Origin of the sequence: Streptomyces sp. NPDC087859 (assembly GCF_044742595.1) — a bacterium.
In the GTDB taxonomy this organism is placed as follows: Bacteria; Actinomycetota; Actinomycetes; order Streptomycetales; family Streptomycetaceae; genus Streptomyces; species Streptomyces canus_F.
This window is the reverse complement of record NZ_JBIUUU010000004.1, coordinates 284,777-304,971: the sequence shown is the minus strand read 5'-3', so window position 1 is coordinate 304,971 and position 20,195 is coordinate 284,777. Positions and strand designations below refer to the sequence as shown.

Sequence of the window (20,195 nt, the reverse complement as noted above, 5' to 3'; positions counted from 1 at the left end):
CCTGGCCCCGGCCCGTCCCAGCCCCGCGCCTCCGGTCAAGGCCGCGCCGCCGGTCCAGCTCGGCCCGCGCCCGCGGTCCAGCCCGGCTCTGAGCCCCGCCCCGCCCTCAGTCCAGCACCGGCAGCAGCTCCGGCAGATGACCGTCGGACGCCGCCGCCGCCCGCCGGCGCTCCTCCGGCACCTCGCCGTAGAGCGTCGTGCGCGGCCTCGCGGGGCGGCCCGCCAGCTCCGCCACCGCCACCAGGTCACGCACCGACTTGTAGGAGCCGTACGACGAGCCCGCCATCCGCGAGATCGTCTCCTCCATCAGCGTGCCGCCGAGGTCGTTCGCGCCCGAGCGCAGCATCTCCGCCGCTCCCTCCGAGCCCAGCTTCACCCAGCTGGTCTGGATGTTGGGGATGTGGGGGTGCAGGAGGAGACGGGCCATCGCCGTCACCGCCCTGTTGTCCCGCATCGTCGGACCGGGGCGCGCGATGCCCGCCAGGTACACCGGCGCGTTGGTGTGGATGAAGGGGAGCGTCACGAACTCCGTGAAGCCGCCCGTGCGTTCCTGGATTCCGGCCAGGGTGCGCAGGTGGCCCAGCCAGTGCCTGGGCTGGTCCACGTGGCCGTACATCATCGTCGACGAGGAGCGGATGCCCACCTCGTGCGCCGTCGTGATGACCTCGATCCACGTCGCCGTCGGCAGCTTGCCCTTGGTCAGGACCCAGCGGACCTCGTCGTCCAGGATCTCCGCCGCGGTGCCGGGGACGGAGTCAAGACCCGCCTCCTTCGCCGCCGTCAGCCACTCGCGGATCGACATCCCGGTGCGGGTCGCGCCGTTCACCACCTCCATCGGGGAGAACGCGTGGACGTGCATCCCCGGGACCCGCTCCTTCACCGCCTTGGCGATGTCGAAGTACGCCGTCCCCGGCAGGTCCGGGTGGATGCCGCCCTGCATGCAGACCTCCACCGCGCCCACCTCCCACGCCTGCTGGGCGCGGTCGGCCACCTGGTCCAGGGACAGGGTGTAGGCGTCCGCGTCCGTGCGGCGCTGCGCGAACGCGCAGAAGCGGCAGCCGGTGTAGCAGACGTTGGTGAAGTTGATGTTCCGCGTGACGATGTACGTGACGTCGTCGCCGACCGCCGACTTGCGGACGTCGTCCGCGACACCGCAGAGCGCGTCCAGCGCCGGCCCGTCCGCGTGCAGCAGCGCCAGCGCCTCCGCGTCCGTCAGACGGGTCGGGTCGTCGGCCGCCACCCGCAGGGCCTGGCGTACGTCCGTGTCGATCCGCTCCGGGACCATCCCGGGTGCCGCAGCCTCCCGCAGGGCGCCCCAGTCGCCGTACACCTCGTCGAAGTCGTCGCGGCGGTCGGAGGTACGGCCCTCGGTGTCGATGGTGGTGTGGAGGTCCGTACGGCCCGACGACACGAACGCCTCCTCCGGCTCCTGCCACGGGTGGCCCTCCACGACGGCGTCGGGACGTGCCAGTCCCGTCTCCGGGTCCGCCAGCGCCCGTACGTGCGGCAGCAGCCGCGGGTCCAGCCACGGCTCGCCGCGCCCCACGAACTCCGGGTACACACAGAGGCGTTCCCGCAGGGAGAAACCGACGGCGGCCGAGCGCTCGGCCAGCTCCTCGATCTGGGGCCAGGGGCGCTCGGGGTTCACATGGTCGATCGTCAGCGGCGAGACCCCGCCCCAGTCGTCGATGCCGGCGCCGATGAGACGCTCGTACTCGGAGTCGACCAGGTTCGGCGGGGCCTGAAGACAGGCCGACGGGCCCATGATGTGCCGCGCCACCGCCACGGTCGCCACCAGCTCGTCCAGCTCCGCGTCCGGCATGCCGCGCATCGCGGTGTCCGGCTTGGCGCGGAAGTTCTGGATGATCAGTTCCTGGATGCCGTGGTAGGAGCGGGCGACGCGGCGCAGCGCGAAGAGGGACTCCGCCCGCTCCTCGTAGGTCTCGCCGATGCCGATGAGGATGCCGCTGGTGAAGGGGACCGAGGAGCGGCCCGCGTCCTCCAGCACCCGCAGACGGACGGCCGGTTCCTTGTCGGGGGAGCCGTGGTGCGGGCCGCCCGGCTCCGACCAGAGGCGGGTGGCCGTCGTCTCCAGCATCATGCCCATCGACGGCGCGACCGGCTTCAGACGCTGGAAGTCCGTCCACGACATCACGCCGGGGTTCAGGTGGGGCAGCAGACCCGTCTCCTCCAGGATGCGGATGGAGATGGCGCGGACGTAGGCGATGGTGTCGTCGTAGCCGTGCGCGTCGAGCCACTCTCGAGCCTCGGGCCAGCGGTCCTCCGGTTTGTCGCCCAGAGTGATCAACGCTTCCTTGCAACCCAGCGCGGCCCCGCGCCTGGCTATGTCGAGCACCTCGTCCGGGGACATGAACATGCCGTGCCCGGCGCGGCGCAGCTTGCCGGGGACGGTCACGAACGTGCAGTAGTGGCATTTGTCCCGGCACAGCCGGGTCAGGGGGATGAAGACGCTCTTCGAGTACGTGATGACGCCGGGGCGGCCCGCCGCCTGAAGGCCCACGTCACGGACGCGGGCCGCGGAGGCGGTGAGATCGTCGAGGGCCGCGCCGCGGGCCTGGAGGAGGACCGCGGCCTCGTCGACGTCGAGGGCCACGCCGTCACGGGCGCGTTTGAGGGCGCGACGCATGGAGTTCTCGGTCGGGCCGGTTCCGGGGGTCGCGGAAGTCGTCATCCATCGAGCATACGAGCGAGGTGATCAGGCCAGACAGGCGCTGCCCGATTCGTCCCCTCCCGTCGGGCGTTACAGGGTGTCACTGGAAGCGGGCGTAGTCGTCGAGTAGCCGCAGGACCTCCGCCTCCCCCGCCGGCGGTAGCTGCACCACGACCTCCTCGATGCCCAGGTCGGCGTAGTGCGCGAGCTTGCCGGAGCTGGGGAAGACGGCGTACGGGACGATCTGGAGGGCTTCCGGGTCGCGGCCCGCGTCCGCCCAGGCGGCGCGCAGGACAGGCAGTGACTCCGTCAGGCCGCGCCCGCCGATCGGCAGCCACCCGTCGGCGTACTCGCAGATGTGCGCGAACAGCTTGGGGCCGGCGGCTCCGCCGACGAGGGTGCGGGGGCCGACGACCGGACCGCGCGGCTTCTGTACGGGCTTGGGGTAGGCGTGCGAGGCCCGTACGCTCCCGAACTCGCTCTCGTACGCGGCCGGCTCCTCCGACCACAGCGCGCGCATCAGGGCCATCCGGTCGCGCACCAGCTCCCGCCGGGTGCGCCATGCGACGCCGTGGTCGGCGGCTTCCTCGACGTTCCAGCCGAAGCCGAGGCCGAGGGTGAACCGGCCGCCCGACAGATGGTCCAGCGTCGCGATCTGCTTGGCGAGATCGATCGGGTCGTGCTGGGCGACCAGGGTGATGCCGGTGCCGAGGCCGAGCCGCTCGGTCACCGCCGCCGCCTGGCCGAGCGCGACGAAGGGGTCCAGGGTGCGGCCGTACTCGGGGGGCAGCTCGCCGCCCGCCGGGTACGGCGTCACACGCTCCACCGGGATGTGGGTGTGCTCGGGCAGATACAGGCCGGCGAACCCCCGCTGCTCCAGCTCAGGAGCGAGCCGGGTCGGGGTGATCGTCTCGTCGGTGAGGAAGATCGTCGCGGAGATACGCATGCCCTATCTGTACCCGGAGGGGCCTCATCTGTCCATACCGACTGGTCGGCATCTTCGGCCGATTTCTCAGTCGCCTCAATTCCCCTGTCTTTCCACGGCAGTTCACGGACGTCCGGGAGAGTTGAGGCATGTGTGACGACAACGAGCTCCATCACAGCATCGGAAGACGCACACTCCTCGTGACGGGAACCGCCGCCGCGCTTACGTTGGGAAGCGTGACCTTCGCCGCGGCCGCCGACGGTGACCAGGAGACCAGGACGATCCGGGGCACCCTGCCCACCGGGTCCCCCGACTTCGTGTACGTGCCGGTCGAAGTCCCTTCCGGGGTGCGGGAGATCAAGGTCTCCTACACCTACGACCGCCCCTCCGTCCCGGCGGGCACGGCCGGCAACGCCCTCGACATCGGCATCTTCGACGAGCGGGGGACGGAGCTGGGTGGGCCGGGCTTCCGGGGCTGGTCGGGAGGGGCCCGCAGCGAGTTCTTCCTGCGCGCCGACGACGCGACGCCGGGGTACCTCCCGGGGCGGGTGCGCGCGGGCATCTGGCACATCGCGCTCGGCCCGTACACGGTGGCGCCGCAGGGCCTGTCGTACGAGATCACCGTCACGCTCACCTACGGCGAGCAGGGCCCCGTCGTCGAGCCGACCTACCCGCCCGAGCGCGCGAAGGGGCGGGGCCGTGCCTGGTACCGGGGCGACTGCCATCTGCACTCCTGGTACTCCGACGGCCGCCGCACCCCGGCCGAGATCGCGACCCTCGCGCGGGCGGCGGGCCTGGACTTCATCAACACCTCGGAGCACAACACCCATGCGGCACACCCCCATTGGGCCGGGGAGGCGGGCGACGACCTGCTGATCATGCTGGGCGAGGAGGTCACCACGAGGAACGGCCACGTGGTGGCGCTCGGCACCGACCCCGGCACCTTCGTCGACTGGCGCTACCGGGCCCGCGACCACCGCTTCGGCCGTTTCGCCCGCCGGATCCGCAAGGCCGGGGGGCTGGTCGTCCCCGCCCATCCGCACGCCACCTGCATCGGCTGCAACTGGAAGTTCGGCTTCGGCGAGGCGGACGCGGTCGAGGTGTGGAACGGCCCCTACACGCCCGACGACGAGGTGGCGCTGGCCGACTGGGACGGCATGCTCGTGGCGTCTGTGCGCGAGGGACGGGACTGGATTCCGGCCATGGGCAACAGCGACGCCCACCGGGACCCGGACGTCGTGGGCCTGCCGCAGACCGTCGTCCTCGCCGACGACCTGTCCCGCGAGGCGATCCAGGAGGGGATCCGGGCGGGGCGGTCGTATGTCGCCGAGTCGAAGAACGTGTCCCTGAGCTTCACGGCGACGGGCGGCAAGGGCGAACACGCCGGCATCGGCGAGCGGTTGGCGGCCGCACCGGACACGCCGGTGACGGTACGCCTCGAGGTCTCGGGCGCGCCCCGCTGCACCGTCCGGTTCGTGACCGACCAGGGGGTGCTGTTCACCGGCGGGCCCCTGCCGGTGGCGGGGTCGGGGGTGTTCGAGTGGCGGACCACGCCTGCCTACGCGGCGTACGTGCGGGCGGAGTTGCGGCACGAGACGGCGGCCGGACCACTGCCGGGCGCGCTCGCGGCGTTCACCAACCCGATCTTCCTGGGCCGCGTCCACTAGCACCGCGCGGGAGGCCCGCCCGTCAGGGATGCCGGGACGCGAGGTCGGCGACGACCGCCGCGTGATCGGACGGCCACACCCCGTCCACCGGCCCGTCCCCGGCCCGCCGCACCCCCAGCACCGTGCCCTCCCCCGCCGGACCGGCGGGACCGCCGACGTGGATGTAGTCGATGCGGCCGCCGGGGCCCAGGCCCGGGTGGACGTACGGGTTCGCCGGGCCCCAGGTGGTGGCGGGGGCGGCCGGGTCGGCGTACTCCCAGGCGTCGAAGAAGACCTGGCCGGGGACGACGGGGGCGGTCCGCAGGCCGCCGAAGAGGCGGACCTCGTCGGAGTCGGGCCAGGCGTTGAAGTCGCCGGTCACGACGGGCGGGAAGGCGGTGCCGTCCCGGTGCGCGGCGACGAACTCGGCGAGCGCGGTGACCTGTTCACGGCGTACGGCCGAGGCGTGCAGGGGTGAGGCGAGGTGGGTCGTGAAGAAGGGGACGGGGTGGCCGGGGGCCGCCAGCCGCGTGTGGAGGGCGAGGCGGCCGTCGTCGAGGTCGGCCGGGGCGGGCAGTCGCAGGACGTCCTGTTCCAGCACCGGCCAGCGGCTCAGCACCGCGTTGCCGATGTCGGCCGTCGGGTCCCCGATCCGCCGCCGCCAGCGCTCGGGCGCGTGCGAGGCGGCCCAGGTCCAGTGCAGTCCGAGCTCCCCGGCGAGCCAGGCGGCGAGGTTCTCCCCGCTGCCGCGATCGGCCCACACCTCCTGCAAGCCCACGACATCGGGCCGCAGTTCCCGCAGAACGGCGACAATCGCCTTCTGCCGCTGGGCCCACGGACCGAACCGCCACCACAGGTTCCACGTCACCACACGCATGGCACACCGCCGCAATCTCCAGGAGACTCGGTAACCATGCCCCGCCACAACGAACGCAAGTACCGTGCCGTGTCCGCCCTCCAGCGCCGGATCGGCAACCCGATCCTGCGCCGCCTCCCCTTCCAGACCCTCCTGGAGACGACCGGCCGCACCTCCGGCCTCCCCCGCCCGACCCCGGTCGGCGGCCGCCGGGTCGGGGACTCCTTCTGGCTGGTCTCGGAGTTCGGCGAACGCTCCCAGTACGTCCGCAACATCAAGGCCGACCCGCGCGTCCGGGTCCGCCTCCGCGGCCGCTGGCACACCGGAACGGCCCGTCTCCTGCCCGACGACGACCCGATCGCCCGGCTGCGGGGTCTGCCGCGCATGAACAGCACGGCCGTGCGGGCGATGGGGTCGGGGCTGCTGACGGTGCGGGTGGACCTGGACGGCTAGGACCTGGCGCACATCTCCAGCACCAGGTCGCGCACCGCCTCGGGCGCCCGCAGCGTCGGCAGATGGTCGCAGTCCGGCAGGCGTACCAGGTGGCAGTCCGGGATGGCGGCGGCCATGTCCTCGTTGCAGCGGACCGTCCTGGCCGTGTCCTTCTCGCCGAGGAGGAGGGTGCAGGGCATGGCCAGTTCGCCGAGGCGGGGGAAGGCCGGGGGGTCCTCGGTCTGGTGACCGTACGTCGTGAACCAGGCCGGGATCGCCGCCCGCAGCCACTCCGCGGCCCGGTCGTCGGGGGGTGTGCCGGCCGCCGCCCAGGTCTCCAGGGACAGGGCGAGCAGACCGCCCATGTCTCCCGCGGTGGCCAACTCGGCGATCCGTGACGTCAGTTCGGGATCGTCCAGATCCGGGTAGCCGGTGATGCCCGGCACGAGCAGCACCAGCCCCGCCACCCGCGACGGCTCGTTCAGCGCCGCGCTGACCGCGGTCACCCCGCCCATGCTCGTACCGACGAGCACCGCGCGCTCCACGCCGAAGTGGTCGAGCACGGCCCGCAGATCCTCGGCCAGGGAGTAGGCGGCCGTGGGGTTCGGGGAACGCCCGAACCCCCGGGCGTCGTAGCGGATCACGCGGTGGCGCGCGACGAGCTCCGGCAGCACGGGTTCCCAGCACCTGGAGTCCGCAATCCCGGGATGCAGCAGCACCACCGGGACCCCGTCCCCGCCCGTGTCCTCGGCCCAGACCTCGCCGTCCTTGACCTGCACCATGGTCTCCATGGGACGACTGTGCCCGAACCGGGCGCCGGGAGACAGCACCCTCCTGGCCAACGGGGCACCGGCGTGGCCCGATACGCGACCGCGCCGAGCAGATCGACCGTGCCCCGTCACCCCGGCCAGACGATCGCCTGCACCTCGCTGTACGCGTGCAGCGCGTACGACCCGACGTCCCGCCCGACCCCGCTCTTCTTGAACCCCCCGAACGGCGCCTCCATGTTCCGTCCGACGGTGTTCACCCCCACCCCGCCCGCCCGCAGCCGCCGCGCCACGCGGAAGGCACGGGCCACGTCCCCGGACCAGACATAGTCGATGAGGCCGTAGTCGGAGTCGCCGGCGAGGGCGATGCCCTCCTCCTCGTCGTCGAACGGCACCACGGACACGACCGGTCCGAAGATCTCCTCCCGGACGACCCGCATCCCGCTCGTGCAGTCGGCGAGGAGGGTGGGAGCGACGTAGAAGCCATGGTCGTACGACGGCCTCTCGCCGCCCGCGACCACCACGGCGCCCTCCTTGCGCCCGATGTCGACGTAGGACTCCACCCGCTCCCGGTGCCCGGCGGAGATCACCGGCCCGACGACGGTGTCCGCCGCCCGCGGATCCCCCACCTTCAGATGCCCGGCATACGCGGCGAGGCCGTCCACGAGCCGCTGGTACACCCCGCGCTGTGCCAGCACCCGGGTCGGCGCGGTGCAGATCTGGCCGCTGTAGAAGGAGAAGGTGGTCCCGATCCCGGCCACGGCGGAGGCGATGTCCGCGTCGTCGAAGACGAGGGCCGCCCCCTTCCCGCCCAGCTCCATCAGCTGCCGTTTCATACCGCGCCCGCACACCTCGCCGATGCGCTGTCCGACGGCGGTGGAGCCGGTGAAGGAGACCATGTCGACGTCGGGCGAGTCCACGGCGGCCTCGCCGACCTCGACGGACCGGCCGGAGACCACGTTGACCACGCCCCTCGGCACCCCGGCGGCCTCCAGCGCCTCGGCCATCCGGTACACCGACAGCGGGTCCTGCGGAGCGGGCTTCACGACGACCGTGTTGCCCATGGCGAGGGCGGGGGCGATCTTGCCGGCCGGGTTGGCCCAGGGGTTGTTGTACGAGGTGATGCAGGTGACGACCCCGACGGGCTGACGGACGGCCAGCGCGCCCATGATCCCCGCCCTGCCCATGGGCCCGGCCTCGTTGATCTGCGGCGGGATCGCCCACTCGGCGGGCTCCACGCGCGCGTACCGCTGGAAACGGGCGGCGGCGACCCCGACCTGCATCGCCCGCGCCGTCCCGGTCGTGGCACCGGTCTCGGCCTGGGCGAGCTCGGCGTATTCCGCGAACCGGGACCGGATGACATCGGCGGCCCGCGCGAGGATCGCCGCCCGCTCCTCGGGCGCCGTGCGCGACCACGGACCGAAGGCCTCGCGGGCAGCGGCACAGGCCGCGTGCACCTGGTCCCGCGAGGCCTCCGGTGCCCACCCGACGGTCCGCTCGGTCGCCGGATCGACGACCTCGTAGTGCCCGCCCTCCGGCTCGGTCCACGCCCCGCCGACGAACAGCCGCTGTTTCGAGGTCACTTGGTCGCCACCGTCCGGGTGTCCCGCCCCGACCGCAGCACCTTGCCCGGCACGGCCCCGCTCACCACGTCGTCCCGGATCGCCTCGACCCCGTTGACCCACACGGCCCGTATCCCGAGGGCCTTGGAGTCCAGCCGTGGACTGTCACCCGGCAGGTCGTGCACCAGGGTGGCCGTGCCCGCGGCGATCCGCTCCGGGTCGAAGAGCACGAGGTCCGCATGGAAGCCCTCCTGGATCCGCCCGCGTTCCCTGAGTCCGAAGAGCTGAGCCGGGTCGTCGGTGAGCATCTTCACCGCCTGCTCCAGGGTGGCGAGCTTGCGCCCGCGCAGACAGTCCCCGATGAACCGGGTCGTGTACGGCGCCCCGCACATCCGGTCCAGATGCGCCCCCGCGTCCGACCCGCCGAGCATGACGTCCTCGTGCTGCCAGGTCTCGGCGCGCAGCGCCCAGGAGGCGGGGTCGTTGTCGGTGGGCATGGGCCACAGGACCGTCCGCAGGTCGTCGGCGGCGCAGATCTCGACAAGGCACTCGAAGGCGTCCTGCCCCCGCTCCGCGGCGATGTCCCGCACGACCCGCCCGCTGAGCCCGCGGTTCGCCTCGCTGTACGTGTCGCCGATGACGTACCGCCCGAAGTGCGCGAGCCGCCGGAAGACGCCCGCCTCCTTGGATTCGGCGCGCCGGAGCATCTCGGCGCGTACGTCCGGGTCCCGGAGCCTGGCGATCCGCTCGGGCACCGGCAGCCCGAGGATGGGTCCCCACCCGGGGATGAGGTTGAGCGCGCAGAAGGTGCCGAGGGACATGTTCATCGGCGTGAGGATCGGCATGGTCAGCGCGACGATCCGCCCGCCGGCCTTCCGTGCCTGCTCACTGGCGAACAGCTGGCGGGGTACGCGTTCGGGTACGGAGGCGTCGATGGTGAGGACGTTCCAGTTGAGGGGCCGTCCCGCCGCCGCGGTCATCTCCACGAACAGATCGATCTCGGCGTCACTGAACTGGTCGAGGCACCCGGCGACGATCGCCTCGATCTGCGTCCCCTCGTGCTCGCCGACGGCCTTGGCCAGGGCGATGAGTTCGGCGGGCTCGGCGTGCCGGGAGGCGACGGGCCGGCCGTCACCGTCGGAGTGCGTGGACGACTGGGTGGTGGACAACCCCCAGGCCCCGGCGTCCATCGCGGCATGGAACAGCCGCAGCATCTCGCCGAGTTGATCCTCACTGGGCTGCCCGCCCACCGCCTCCGCCCCCATGACATACCGCCGCAGTGCGCAATGCCCCACCATGAAGCCGGCGTTGACTGCGATCCGCCCCTCGAGAGCGTCCAGATACTCCCCGAAGGAGCTCCAGCTCCAGGGCGCCCCTTCTTCCAGGGCGACCAGCGACATCCCCTCGACCCGGGACATCATCCGACGCGTGTAGTCGGCGTCCTCGGGCCGGTCGGGATGCAGGGGTGCGAGCGTGAAACCGCAGTTCCCGGCGGCGACGGTCGTGACGCCGTGATTGAGGGAGGGGGTCGCGTAGGGGTCCCAGAACAGCTGGGCGTCGTAGTGCGTGTGGGGGTCCACGAAGCCGGGGGCGAGGACGAGGCCGGTGGCGTCCTCGGTGGTCCGGGCTTCTTCGGTGACGGTACCGATGACGGCGATACGGCCGTCACGGATGCCGAGGTCGGCGGTGATGGCGGGGGCGCCGGTCCCGTCGACAACGGTCGCCCCTTTGATGACGTGATCGAGCATGGGGGTTCACCTCCTGATGGACGGCGGGATGACCCACCTAGGGGCGCGGGGCTGTGTCGATTTGCGGCTACCGCCGCGTGAGCGCGACCAGCCACAAGGCACCCGCACCCCGCGACGGCGCTTACGAGGCAGCCCGGAACCGGGACGTCCGATGCACAGGATCCGTATCGATCTTCGGAATCACATGCTCACCGATGAGCCGAATCGTCTGAAGGGTCTCTTCCTTCGGCACCCCCACCGGCAGCCCGAAGCTCAACTGGTCCGCCCCCGCCTGCTCCCACCGCTTGCACTGCGTGAGCACCTCGTCCGGGTCCCCGCAGATCAGCAGCTCCTCCTCGATGAGCAGCTCCACGAACTCCGCGGTGTACTCCGGCAACGTCTCCGGCCACACCGGGAACCCCTCGGGACGAGGGAAGGTGTCGTGGTACCGGAACACCAGCGAGGGCAGATAGTGCAGCCCCCCGTTGACCGCGACCTCGATGGCCTCCGCGTGCGTGGGCGCGCAGATCGCGGTCGTCGTCACCATCACGTTGTCGTTGACGAAGTCCCCGATCGGCTCCGCGTTCACGATCGCGGTCTTGTACTTCTCCAGCACCCACTCCATGTCGGACACCTTCTGGATGCTGAAGCCGAGCACCCCGAGGCCCTTGCGCGCCGCCATCCCGTACGACGGCGGCGACCCGGCGGCGTACCACATCGCGGGGTGCGACTTCCCGTACGGCTTCGGCAGCACCTTGCGCGGCGGCAGCTGCCAGTGCTTGCCCTTAAAGCCGACGTACTCGTCCTGGAGCCACATCTTGGGGAACTCGGCGATGGTCTCTTCCCAGATCTCCTTGGTGTAGTTCATGTCGGTGATGCCGGGAAGGAAGCCGAGGATCTCGTGCGACCCGGCCCCCCGTCCGCTCCCGAACTCGAAGCGGTTGCCGGTGAGATGGTCGAGCATGGCGACCTTCTCGGCGACCTTCACCGGGTGGTTGACCTGGGCGAGGGGGTTGAAGATCCCCGATCCGAGGTGGATCCGTTCCGTCGCGTGCGCCAGATATCCCAGGAAGACGTCGTTCGCGGAGAGGTGCGAGTACTCCTCCAGGAAGTGGTGTTCGGAGGCCCAGGCGTACTTGAACCCGGACTTGTCCGCCTGGATGACGTACTCGGTCTCCTCCATCAGCGCCTTGTGCTCGGCCAGCGGGTCGGTCTCGGCGCGTTTGCCCACGTATCCCTGTACAAAGAGCCCGAATTCCAAGGAGGTTCACCGTCCCCACGAGTCGTTACCTGACGCATCGTCAGATTCACTGCCCAGACTGTTCCACCGGCCGCATGGAGCGTCAATAGCTGATGGGCCGTCAGCTGAGACTGACTCCCGCCATCCATCCGCCGTCGATCACGAAGGGCTGCCCGGTGATGTACGAGGAGTCGTCCGAGGTCAGGAAGAGCGCGAGCCGCGCCACCTCCTCCGGCTTCCCGATCCGCCCCAGCGGCACGAGCTTGCGGTAGAGCTTCCCGACCGCGCGCGAGACCTCCTCGGCATCGCCCCCGGGATCGAGCAGGGCGGGGTTGGCCATGGCGGTGTCGATGGCCCCGGGGCAGACGGCGTTCACACGGATCCCGCGCCGCGCCAGCTCCAGCGCGGCGACCCGCGTGAGGCCGAGGACGGCGTGCTTGGTGGCGGCGTACGACCCGACGGCGGCCATCCCCGTGAGCGCCGTGTAGGAGGCGGTGTTGACGATGGTCCCCCCGTCGGCCATCTCGGGGGCGACGGTCCTGATGCCGAGGAAGCAGCCGACCTGGTTCACCTGGACGACCTGCATGAACTCGTCGAGCGGGGTGTCGAGGAGGGAGTTGAAGCGCAGGATGCCCGCGTTGTTGACGAGCCCGTCGATGTGGCCGTACGCCTCCTTCGCGGCCGTGACGGCCGACCGCCACTGCTCCTCCTCGCCCACATCCAGATGGACGTAGGACGCCCCGATCTCCTTCGCGAGGGCCTCCCCCTGGTCGTCGAGCACGTCGGCGACCACGACGTCGGCCCCCTCCTCCCTGAAGAGCCGCGCCTCCTGCTCCCCTTGTCCGCGTGCCGCGCCGGTGACGATGACGACGCGTCCGTCCAGCTTGCCCATGCGGTGACTCCTCAGAGGTGGGGCGCCACGTCGGTGCCGAACGCGGCAATCTGGTCGGTGAGTTCGTCGCTGCCACGGCTGCGGAAGCGGACCTGGATCTGGTCGACGCCCATCTCGCCGTACGCCCGCAGGGATGCGGCGATCTGTTCGGGGCCGCCGGTGAGGGTGCGGCGCCCGACCTCCCACGCGGGTCGGCCGACATAGAGGGGCTCGACGATGGCGCCGATGGTGAACGGGCCTTGCCTGTCCTGGCGCAGCTCCCGTATCCGGGCGATCTGTGCGGGCAGCCGGTCCCGCGGGTCGCCCTGCGGCAGCCAGCCGTCGCCCTTGAGCGCCGCGCGCCGGACGGCCGCGGGCGAGGAGCCGCCGACCCAGAGGGGGACGTGCGGCTGGGCGGGCCGTGGGCGCTGGCCCAGGCCCTCGAAGTCGTAGAGCTTGCCGTGGTGTTCGGGGAACTCCTCGGGGCCGAGACACGCGCGCAGGGCGTCGAGGCATTCGTCGAGCACCGCGCCCCGCTGCCGGAAGTCGACCCCGAGCGCCTCGAACTCCTCCTGCACATGCCCGGCCCCGACCCCGAGGATCAGCCGGCCGCCGCTGAGATGGTCGAGGGTGGCGTACTGCTTGGCGGTGAGCAGCGGGTGCCGCAGCCCGACCACGGCGACGTGGCTGAGCAGTCGTACACGCTCGGTCGCGGCGGCGAGGTAGGCGAGGGTGGCGACGGGGTCGTACCAGACCGTGCTCATCGCGGGGGCGAGCCGGCGGGGGATGGCGACGTGGTCGCAGGCGGCGATGTAGGCGAAGCCGGCGCGGTCGGCGGCCCGGGCGATGCCGAGGAGGTCGGCGGGGGTGGCGGCGGTCTCCCAGGGCTCGGTGTAGAGGGTGCTCTGGGACTGGACGGGGAGCTGGATGCCGTACTCCATGTGCTTCATGTGCGGCTCCACAGGCCCTCGGGGGTGAGGCCGAGCAGTTCGATGGCGTTGCCTCGTACGATCCGTTCGACCAGGTCGGGGGCCAGGTGTCCCATCTGGGCCTCGCCGACCTCGCGGGACTTGGGCCAGGTGGAGTCGGAGTGCGGGTAGTCCGTCTCGTAGAGGACGTTGCCGACCCCGATGGCGTCGAGGTTCCTCAGGCCGAAGGCGTCGTCGAAGAAGCAGCCGTAGACGTGCTCGGCGAACAGTTCGGACGGCGGCCGGTGGACCTTGTCGGCGACCCCGCCCCAGCCGCGGTTCTCCTCCCAGACCACGTCGGCGCGTTCGAGGATGTAGGGGATCCAGCCGATCTGCCCTTCGGCGTACATGACCTTGAGCTGGGGGAAGCGTTCGAACTTGCCGCTCATCAGCCAGTCCACCATCGAGAAGCAGCAGTTGGCGAAGGTGATGGTGGAGCCGACGGCGGGCGGGGCGTCGGCGGAGGTGGACGGCATGCGGCTGGACGAGCCGATGTGCATGGCGATGACGGTGCCGGTCTCGTCGCAGGCGGCGAGGAAGGGGTCCCAGTCGTCGGTGTGGACGGAGGGCAGGCCGAGGTGCGGGGGTATCTCGGAGAAGGCGACGGCCCGGACACCGCGTGCGGCGTTGCGCCGTACCTCCGCGGCGGCCAACTCGGCGTCCCACAACGGGATGAGGGTCAGGGGTATGAGCCGTCCCCGGGCGTCGGGCCCGCACCACTCCTCCACCATCCAGTCGTTGTAGGCCTGGACGCACAGCAGGCCCAGCTCACGGTCCGCGGCCTCGGTGAAGGTCTGGCCGCAGAAGCGGGGGAAGGTCGGGAAGCAGAGGGCGGACTGGACGTGGTTGACGTCCATGTCGGCGAGGCGGGACGGGACGTCGTAGGACCCCGGCCGCATCTGCTCGTAAGTGATGACTTCGAGCTTGATCTCGTCCCTGCTGTATCCGACGGCGGTGTCGAGGCGGGTGAGGGGCCGGTGCAGGTCCTCGTAGACCCACCAGTCGCCGAGGGGGCCGTCGGAGCCGGGGGCGCCCATCACGGGCTTGAAGCGGCCGCCGAGGAAGGTCATCTCCTTCAACGGGGCGCGCACTATGCGGGGCCCGGTGTCCAGGTGCTTCTTCGGAAGCCGGTTCTGCCAGACATCCGCCGGCTCCACGGTGTGGTCGTCGACGGAGATGATCAACGGAAAGGCCGGGGTGGTGTCCGTGGTCTCGGTCATGGGGGTCACGGTAGCGCCGATCTGACGGCCCGTCAGCTACGGCGGCGGCGACCGGCTGTGACGCTTTATGTGCGGAACTGTGCGAAGACCACGTGAGGGGCCTGTGATATCCCGCGCGCCTCCCTGTGATCGGGGTCTCCACAGCTGACGCATCTGCCATGAACAAGGCAAACTGGCGTCGTTGCTCACTGTGTCTAGGGGGACGGCGATGGACGGAGTACCGCGGGTGCCTGAACAGCGGCGTCCCGGCTCCTCGGCGGAGCCGGAGCTGCCGCTGCGCTTCAGCGTGCTCGGACCGGTCCGCGCCTGGCGCGGCGAGGAGTCGTTGCCCATGGGCTCCCCGCAGCAACGGGCCCTGCTGGCCGCGCTGCTGCTGCGCGAGGGCCGTACGGCCACCGCGGCCGAACTGATCGACGCCCTGTGGGGCGAGGAGTCACCGTCCCAGGCGCTGGCGGCGCTGCGGACGTACGCCTCCCGGCTGCGCAAGGTCCTGGACCCCGACGTCCTGGTGAGCGAGTCGGGCGGGTACGCGATCCGCTCGCTGGGAGAGGGCGCGCTGGACCTCGCGGTGGCCCAGGAGCTGGCCACCGAGGCGGAGAAGGCGCGGGGTGCCGGGGATCTGTGCCACGCACGGGAGGTGCTGGGCCGGGCGCTCGCCCTGTGGGACGGCGAGGTACTGGCGGGAGTGCCGGGCCCGTACGCCTCCTCGCAGCGGGTCAGGCTGGAGGAATGGCGGCTCCAACTCCTCGAGTCCCGCCTGGACATGGACCTGGAGCAGGGCTGCCACGCGGAGGCCGTCTCGGAACTGACGGCCCTGACGGCCGCCCACCCGCTGCGGGAGCGGTTGCGGGAACTCCTCATGCTCGCCCTCTACCGCAGCGGGCGCCAGGCGGAGGCGCTGGCGGTCTACGCCGACACCAGGCGGCTGCTCGCCGATGAGCTGGGCGTCGACCCGCGCCCGGGCCTGCGGGACCTCCAGCAGCGCATCCTCCGGGCGGACCCCGGGCTCGCGGAACCGCCCTCCCCGCAGCCGGAGCCGGCTTCCGTCGCCGTCCGCCCCGCGCAACTTCCCGCCACGGTCCCGGACTTCACCGGCCGCGCGTCCTTCGTGTCCGAACTGGGCGAGGTCCTGGCATCGGCGGAGGGCCGCGTGATGGCGGTGTCGGCGCTGGCGGGCATCGGCGGCGTCGGCAAGACGACCCTGGCGGTGCACGTGGCACACCAGGCGCGCGGCGCCTTCCCCGACGGTCAGCTGTATGTCGACCTTCAGGGCGCCGGATCCCGGGCGGCGGAGCCGGAGACCGTACTCGGCTCGTTCCTGCGGGCGCTGGGCACCGCGGACTCGGCGATCCCGGACTCCCTGGAGGAGCGGGCGGCGCTGTACCGCTCGGTCCTGGACGGCCGCCGGGTGCTGGTGCTGCTGGACAACGCGCGGGACGCGGCCCAGGTACGTCCACTGCTCCCCGGCACCGAGGGCTGCGCGGCGCTGGTGACCTCCCGGGTCCGGATGGTGGACCTCGCCGGGGCGCACCTGGTCGACCTGGACGTGATGTCGCCGGACGAGGCGCTGGCGCTCTTCACGAAGATCGTGGGCGAGGAGCGGGTGGGCAGCGAGCGGGACGCCGCCCTGGACGTGGTGGCGGCGTGCGGCTTCCTGCCGTTGGCGATCCGGATCGCCGCGTCACGTCTCGCGGCCCGCCGTACGTGGACGGTGTCCGTCCTGGCGGCGAAGCTGGCGGACGAGCGCCGGCGCCTGGACGAACTCCAGGCCGGTGACCTCGCGGTGAAGGCGACGTTCGAGCTCGGCTACGGCCAGCTGGAGCCGGCCCAGGCCCGCGCCTTCCGGCTGCTCGGACTGGCCGACGGCCCGGACATCTCGCTCGCCGCGGCGGCCGCGGTACTGGACCTGGAGGCGGAGGAGACCGAGGACCTCCTGGAGTCCCTCGTCGACACGTCCCTGCTGGAATCGGCGGCGCCGGGCCGGTACCGGTTCCATGATCTGGTGCGACTCTACGCGCGTGCTTGTGCGGAGCGGGACGAGTGGCCGCCCAGCGAGAGGGGGTCGGCGCTGTCGCGGTTGCTGAACTTCTACCTGGCCACGGCGGCGGGGGTCTACGCGATCGAGCGGCCGGGAGACCGGCTGGTGGACCACCTGTACCCGACCGGCAGCGCGGGCCTGGCGTTCCCCGACCGGCAGGCGGCCCGGGACTGGCTGTACTCCGAAGCCGTGCCGCTCCTCGCCTGTGCACGGCAATCGGCCCGGGGAAGCACACTGGGACGCGCGATCGACCTCCTGTGGGCATCCGTCGACCTGGCCGAGTCGGGTGCCAACGCGAAGGAGTACGAGGCCTCCGCCACGGCCCTGCGCGATGCCGCACGCACGGACGGGGACATCCGCGCCGAGGGCCGGGCCTCCGTCGTACTGAGCAACGCGCGGCTGTTCTCCGGCCAGTTCGACCTGGCGTACCCGGAGGCCCAGGAGGCCATCCGGCTCGCCGAGGCCACGGACGACCCGCTGCCCTCCTGCTGGGCGGCGAACATCCTCGGCAGCATCGCGTTCTACAAGAACCGCCACTCGGAGGCCGAGCGCTACTTCAGCCAGGCGCTCGACCAGTTCCGCGACTGCGGCGACATGGCGGGTTCCGCCAGCCCGCTGTGCAATCTGTCGCGGCTCCATCTCGCCACCGGGCGGGCCGACACGGCCGTCGCCCTGGCCCGCCAGGGAACCGACATCTACCAAGGGCTGGGACACACCCTCAGGGGCGCCAACGGCCTGTACGCCCTGGGAATGGCTCTCGGCAAGACGGGACAGCACACCGAGGCCTCCGCCCAACTGGTGGAGGCGCTGCGCGTGTTCCGCGACAGCCGTCAGCGTCTGTGGGAGGGGATGACCCTCTGCCGGCTGGCGGAGGTCGAACTGGACGCGCGCAAGCCGGCGCCGGCGGCGAGCAACGCCGAGATGGCGCTCACCGTGCTGAGGGGCATCGGGGGCGAATGGCGCCGGGGGCACGTCCTCACGGTTCTCGGCCGGGCCTTGAACGGCATCGGCCACTCCGGCAGGGCGCAGGTCTGCTGGCGCGAGGCGCTGGAGATCTACGAGCGGTTGGACTCGCCGGAGGCGGCCGAGGTGCGCATGCTCCTCACTCCGGTCGCCGCCGCCTGAGGCCGCCACCCGGGGCTTTCTCCATCGGCGTTCATCGTTCGTTTATCGCGGCCCGGCAGTCTCTGTCTTGTCGATCCGTCGCGTCGGGGGGCAGACGGATCGCAGGTAAGGCCGCAGTGCCCACGGTTTAGGGTGGGCGGCCCGAGCAGCCCACCCGGGCACCCACGGGGGAGTGACCGGGTGGGCTCTCAGTTCACAATGATCCGCCCCAGGGGAGGCAGCACATGAGCAGCAGCGAGACCGACCCGGTCGTCAAGCCGGACAACACCCACGTCACCGACGCGGACAGCGGCGAGGAGATCAAGCCGCTCAACACCCACGTGACGAGCAGCCCGATCAAGCCGCTCAACACCCACGTCACCGACGTGGACGACGGCGGCGTGGCCACTCCGGACAACACGCATGTCACGGAAGAGCCCGCCTGACCAGACCTTTTTCCCGCACGGGGATCGGCCGCGGCGGCGCGGAGGGGGAGCCGTCGCGGCCGAGGCGTGTCCGGGAGTCCGCGGGGAGTCACCGGGGTGGGACGGATCCGCCGGTCACCCCCGCAGCTCCCCCTTGACCACCTTCCCGCTCGCGTTGCGCGGCAGCTCGGGCACGAACTCCACCGACCTCGGCACCTTGTAGTTCGCCATCTCCCGTCGTGACCAGGCGATCAGGTCGTCCCCGGTGGTCACCGCACCCGGCCGGCGCACGACGTAGGCCTTTCCCACCTCGCCGAGCCGGGGGTCCGGGACGCCGATCACCGCCACGTCGGCCACATCCGGGTGCAGGCCCAGGAGTTGCTCTATCTCCGCCGGATAGGCGTTGAAGCCGCCGACGATGAACATGTCCTTGAGGCGGTCGGTGATGCGGAGGTTGCCCGCCTCGTCCAGGACGCCGACATCGCCCGTGCGCAGCCAGCCGTCGGGGTCGAGGACCTCCGCCGTCGCCGTCTCGTCCTCGTAGTAGCCCCGCATGACGTTGAAGCCCCGGACCAGTACCTCGCCCGGGACTCCGGGCGCCACCGCCCGGCCGTCGGGGGAGACCACCCGTACCTCCGTTCCCGGGATCGCCCTGCCCGACGTCGACGCGATCACCGTCGGCTCGTCGCCGCGGCGGCACATCGTCACCACACCGCTCGCCTCCGACAGGCCGTACGCCGTCAGGACGGTCTCCACGCCCAGTTCGCTCCGCAGGCGCTCCACCAGGGTCAGGGGGACCACCGCCGCGCCCGTCACCACCAGGCGCAGGGCCGACAGGTCGTAGGTGTCGCGGGACGGGTGGTCCAGCAGGGACTGGTGGAGGGTCGGCGGGCCCGGGAGGACCGAGACGCGCTCCGACGCGATGTTCGCCAGGGCCGTGTCCACGTTGAACACCGGCTGGGGGATCATCGTCGCGCCCCGCATCAGGCAGGCGATCACGCCCGCCTTGTAGCCGAAGGTGTGGAAGAAGGGGTTCACGATCAGGTAGCGGTCGCCCTGGCGCAGGCCCGCGAGGTCGCTCCAGACCTCGTACGCCCGCAACGTCTGGGAATGCGTGATCACCGCGCCCTTGGGCCGGCCCGTCGTGCCCGAGGTGAAGACGATGTCCGAGGGCCACGAACCGCGTACCGAGGCCGCCCGCTCCCGTACCTCCGCCTCCCCCACTCCCTCGCCGCTCGCCAGGAAGTCCTTCCATGTCCGGTAGTCGGCCGGGGCGTCGTCCGACAGGACCACCACCTGGGCCAGGGACGGCAGCCCCGGGCCTTCCGCCACCGCCCGCCGCAGCGACGCCACGTACGACGTGCCCAGGAAGGTCCCCGTCACGAAGAGCAGGCGTGCTCCGCTGCGGCGCAGGACGTCCGCCGCCTCCGTTCCCTTGAACCGGGTGTTCAGCGGGACCAGTACCGCGCCGGCCGACACCGCGCCCAGCGCCGACACCATCCAGTCCAGGGAGTTGGGGGCCCAGACCGCGACCCGGTCCCCCGTCTCCACCCCGTTCGCCACGCACGCCGCCGCCGCTCGCTCCACCCGGGCGCCCAGTTCGGCGTACGTCACCCGGGTACGGCCCTCCACGACGGCCTCCACGTCCGCGTACCGCTCCGCCGCCGACCGGACCAGATCCGGAACGCTGCCCCACTCCACGTCTCCGCGCACAACCAGCCTCCAGAACCCAGTAGCTGACTA

General features: G+C 71.7%; 15 protein-coding genes. 4 read left to right on the top strand and 11 right to left on the bottom strand.

Going from position 1 to position 20,195, the window contains the following annotated elements:
- Window positions 1-106: 106 nt before the first annotated feature.
- Window positions 107-2,692, bottom strand: coding sequence for a bifunctional FO biosynthesis protein CofGH (locus ACIOHP_RS11510; RefSeq protein WP_401885945.1), 2,586 nt, complete (start codon window positions 2,690-2,692; stop codon window positions 107-109).
- Window positions 2,693-2,771: 79 nt separating this feature from the next.
- Complete coding sequence (locus ACIOHP_RS11505) at window positions 2,772-3,617, bottom strand: LLM class F420-dependent oxidoreductase (RefSeq protein ID WP_401885942.1); 846 nt, start codon at window positions 3,615-3,617, stop codon at window positions 2,772-2,774.
- A gap of 128 nt (window positions 3,618-3,745) precedes the next feature.
- Here ACIOHP_RS11505 and ACIOHP_RS11500 point away from each other — a divergent pair, with 128 nt between their 5' ends.
- Window positions 3,746-5,263, top strand: coding sequence for a CehA/McbA family metallohydrolase (locus ACIOHP_RS11500; RefSeq protein ID WP_401885940.1), 1,518 nt, complete (start codon window positions 3,746-3,748; stop codon window positions 5,261-5,263).
- A gap of 22 nt (window positions 5,264-5,285) precedes the next feature.
- Here the strand turns inward: ACIOHP_RS11500 and ACIOHP_RS11495 are convergent, their stop codons facing one another.
- Window positions 5,286-6,119: an endonuclease/exonuclease/phosphatase family protein gene (locus tag ACIOHP_RS11495; RefSeq protein WP_401885937.1), complete on the bottom strand. Its 834-nt coding sequence runs from the start codon at window positions 6,117-6,119 to the stop codon at window positions 5,286-5,288.
- A gap of 36 nt (window positions 6,120-6,155) precedes the next feature.
- Between ACIOHP_RS11495 and ACIOHP_RS11490 the strand changes: the two genes are divergently transcribed.
- Window positions 6,156-6,551, top strand: a complete 396-nt coding sequence (locus ACIOHP_RS11490) for a nitroreductase/quinone reductase family protein (RefSeq protein WP_361485084.1) — start codon at window positions 6,156-6,158, stop codon at window positions 6,549-6,551.
- Here the strand turns inward: ACIOHP_RS11490 and ACIOHP_RS11485 are convergent.
- The 7 genes from ACIOHP_RS11485 to ACIOHP_RS11455 all read right to left on the bottom strand — a co-directional run bounded on the left by ACIOHP_RS11485 (window position 6,548) and on the right by ACIOHP_RS11455 (window position 14,885).
- Window positions 6,548-7,321 (bottom strand): alpha/beta fold hydrolase, encoded by a 774-nt coding sequence (locus tag ACIOHP_RS11485; RefSeq protein WP_401885933.1) that lies wholly within the window; start codon window positions 7,319-7,321, stop codon window positions 6,548-6,550. The genes ACIOHP_RS11490 and ACIOHP_RS11485 overlap by 4 nt on opposite strands.
- A gap of 107 nt (window positions 7,322-7,428) precedes the next feature.
- Window positions 7,429-8,880, bottom strand: a complete 1,452-nt coding sequence (locus ACIOHP_RS11480) for an aldehyde dehydrogenase family protein (protein WP_401885930.1) — start codon at window positions 8,878-8,880, stop codon at window positions 7,429-7,431.
- Entirely contained in the window at window positions 8,877-10,607 is a 1,731-nt protein-coding gene (locus tag ACIOHP_RS11475; RefSeq protein ID WP_401885927.1) for an amidohydrolase family protein, read from the bottom strand. Before ACIOHP_RS11475 ends, ACIOHP_RS11480 begins: the two co-directional genes overlap by 4 nt.
- 121 nt (window positions 10,608-10,728) lie before the next feature.
- Entirely contained in the window at window positions 10,729-11,847 is a 1,119-nt protein-coding gene (locus ACIOHP_RS11470; protein WP_401885924.1) for an LLM class flavin-dependent oxidoreductase, read from the bottom strand.
- Between the two features lie 100 nt (window positions 11,848-11,947).
- Window positions 11,948-12,718 carry an SDR family NAD(P)-dependent oxidoreductase gene (locus tag ACIOHP_RS11465; RefSeq protein ID WP_401885921.1) on the bottom strand — a complete coding sequence of 257 codons (771 nt, stop codon included), beginning with the start codon at window positions 12,716-12,718 and terminating at the stop codon, window positions 11,948-11,950.
- Window positions 12,719-12,729: 11 nt separating this feature from the next.
- Complete coding sequence (locus ACIOHP_RS11460) at window positions 12,730-13,638, bottom strand: TIGR03619 family F420-dependent LLM class oxidoreductase (RefSeq protein ID WP_401886411.1); 909 nt, start codon at window positions 13,636-13,638, stop codon at window positions 12,730-12,732.
- A gap of 5 nt (window positions 13,639-13,643) precedes the next feature.
- Window positions 13,644-14,885: an amidohydrolase family protein gene (locus tag ACIOHP_RS11455; protein ID WP_401885918.1), complete on the bottom strand. Its 1,242-nt coding sequence runs from the start codon at window positions 14,883-14,885 to the stop codon at window positions 13,644-13,646.
- 208 nt (window positions 14,886-15,093) lie between these two features.
- Between ACIOHP_RS11455 and ACIOHP_RS11450 the strand changes: the two genes are divergently transcribed.
- Window positions 15,094-18,048 carry a BTAD domain-containing putative transcriptional regulator gene (locus ACIOHP_RS11450; RefSeq protein WP_401885916.1) on the top strand — a complete coding sequence of 985 codons (2,955 nt, stop codon included), beginning with the start codon at window positions 15,094-15,096 and terminating at the stop codon, window positions 18,046-18,048.
- Window positions 18,049-18,272: 224 nt separating this feature from the next.
- The gene (locus ACIOHP_RS11445; protein WP_361485072.1) at window positions 18,273-18,473 is read left to right on the top strand and encodes a hypothetical protein; all 201 of its coding nucleotides are present in this window, start codon (window positions 18,273-18,275) and stop codon (window positions 18,471-18,473) included.
- 114 nt (window positions 18,474-18,587) lie between these two features.
- Here ACIOHP_RS11445 and ACIOHP_RS11440 read toward each other — a convergent pair whose 3' ends face one another.
- Window positions 18,588-20,165 (bottom strand): FadD3 family acyl-CoA ligase, encoded by a 1,578-nt coding sequence (locus ACIOHP_RS11440; protein WP_401885913.1) that lies wholly within the window; start codon window positions 20,163-20,165, stop codon window positions 18,588-18,590.
- Window positions 20,166-20,195 lie beyond the last annotated feature (30 nt).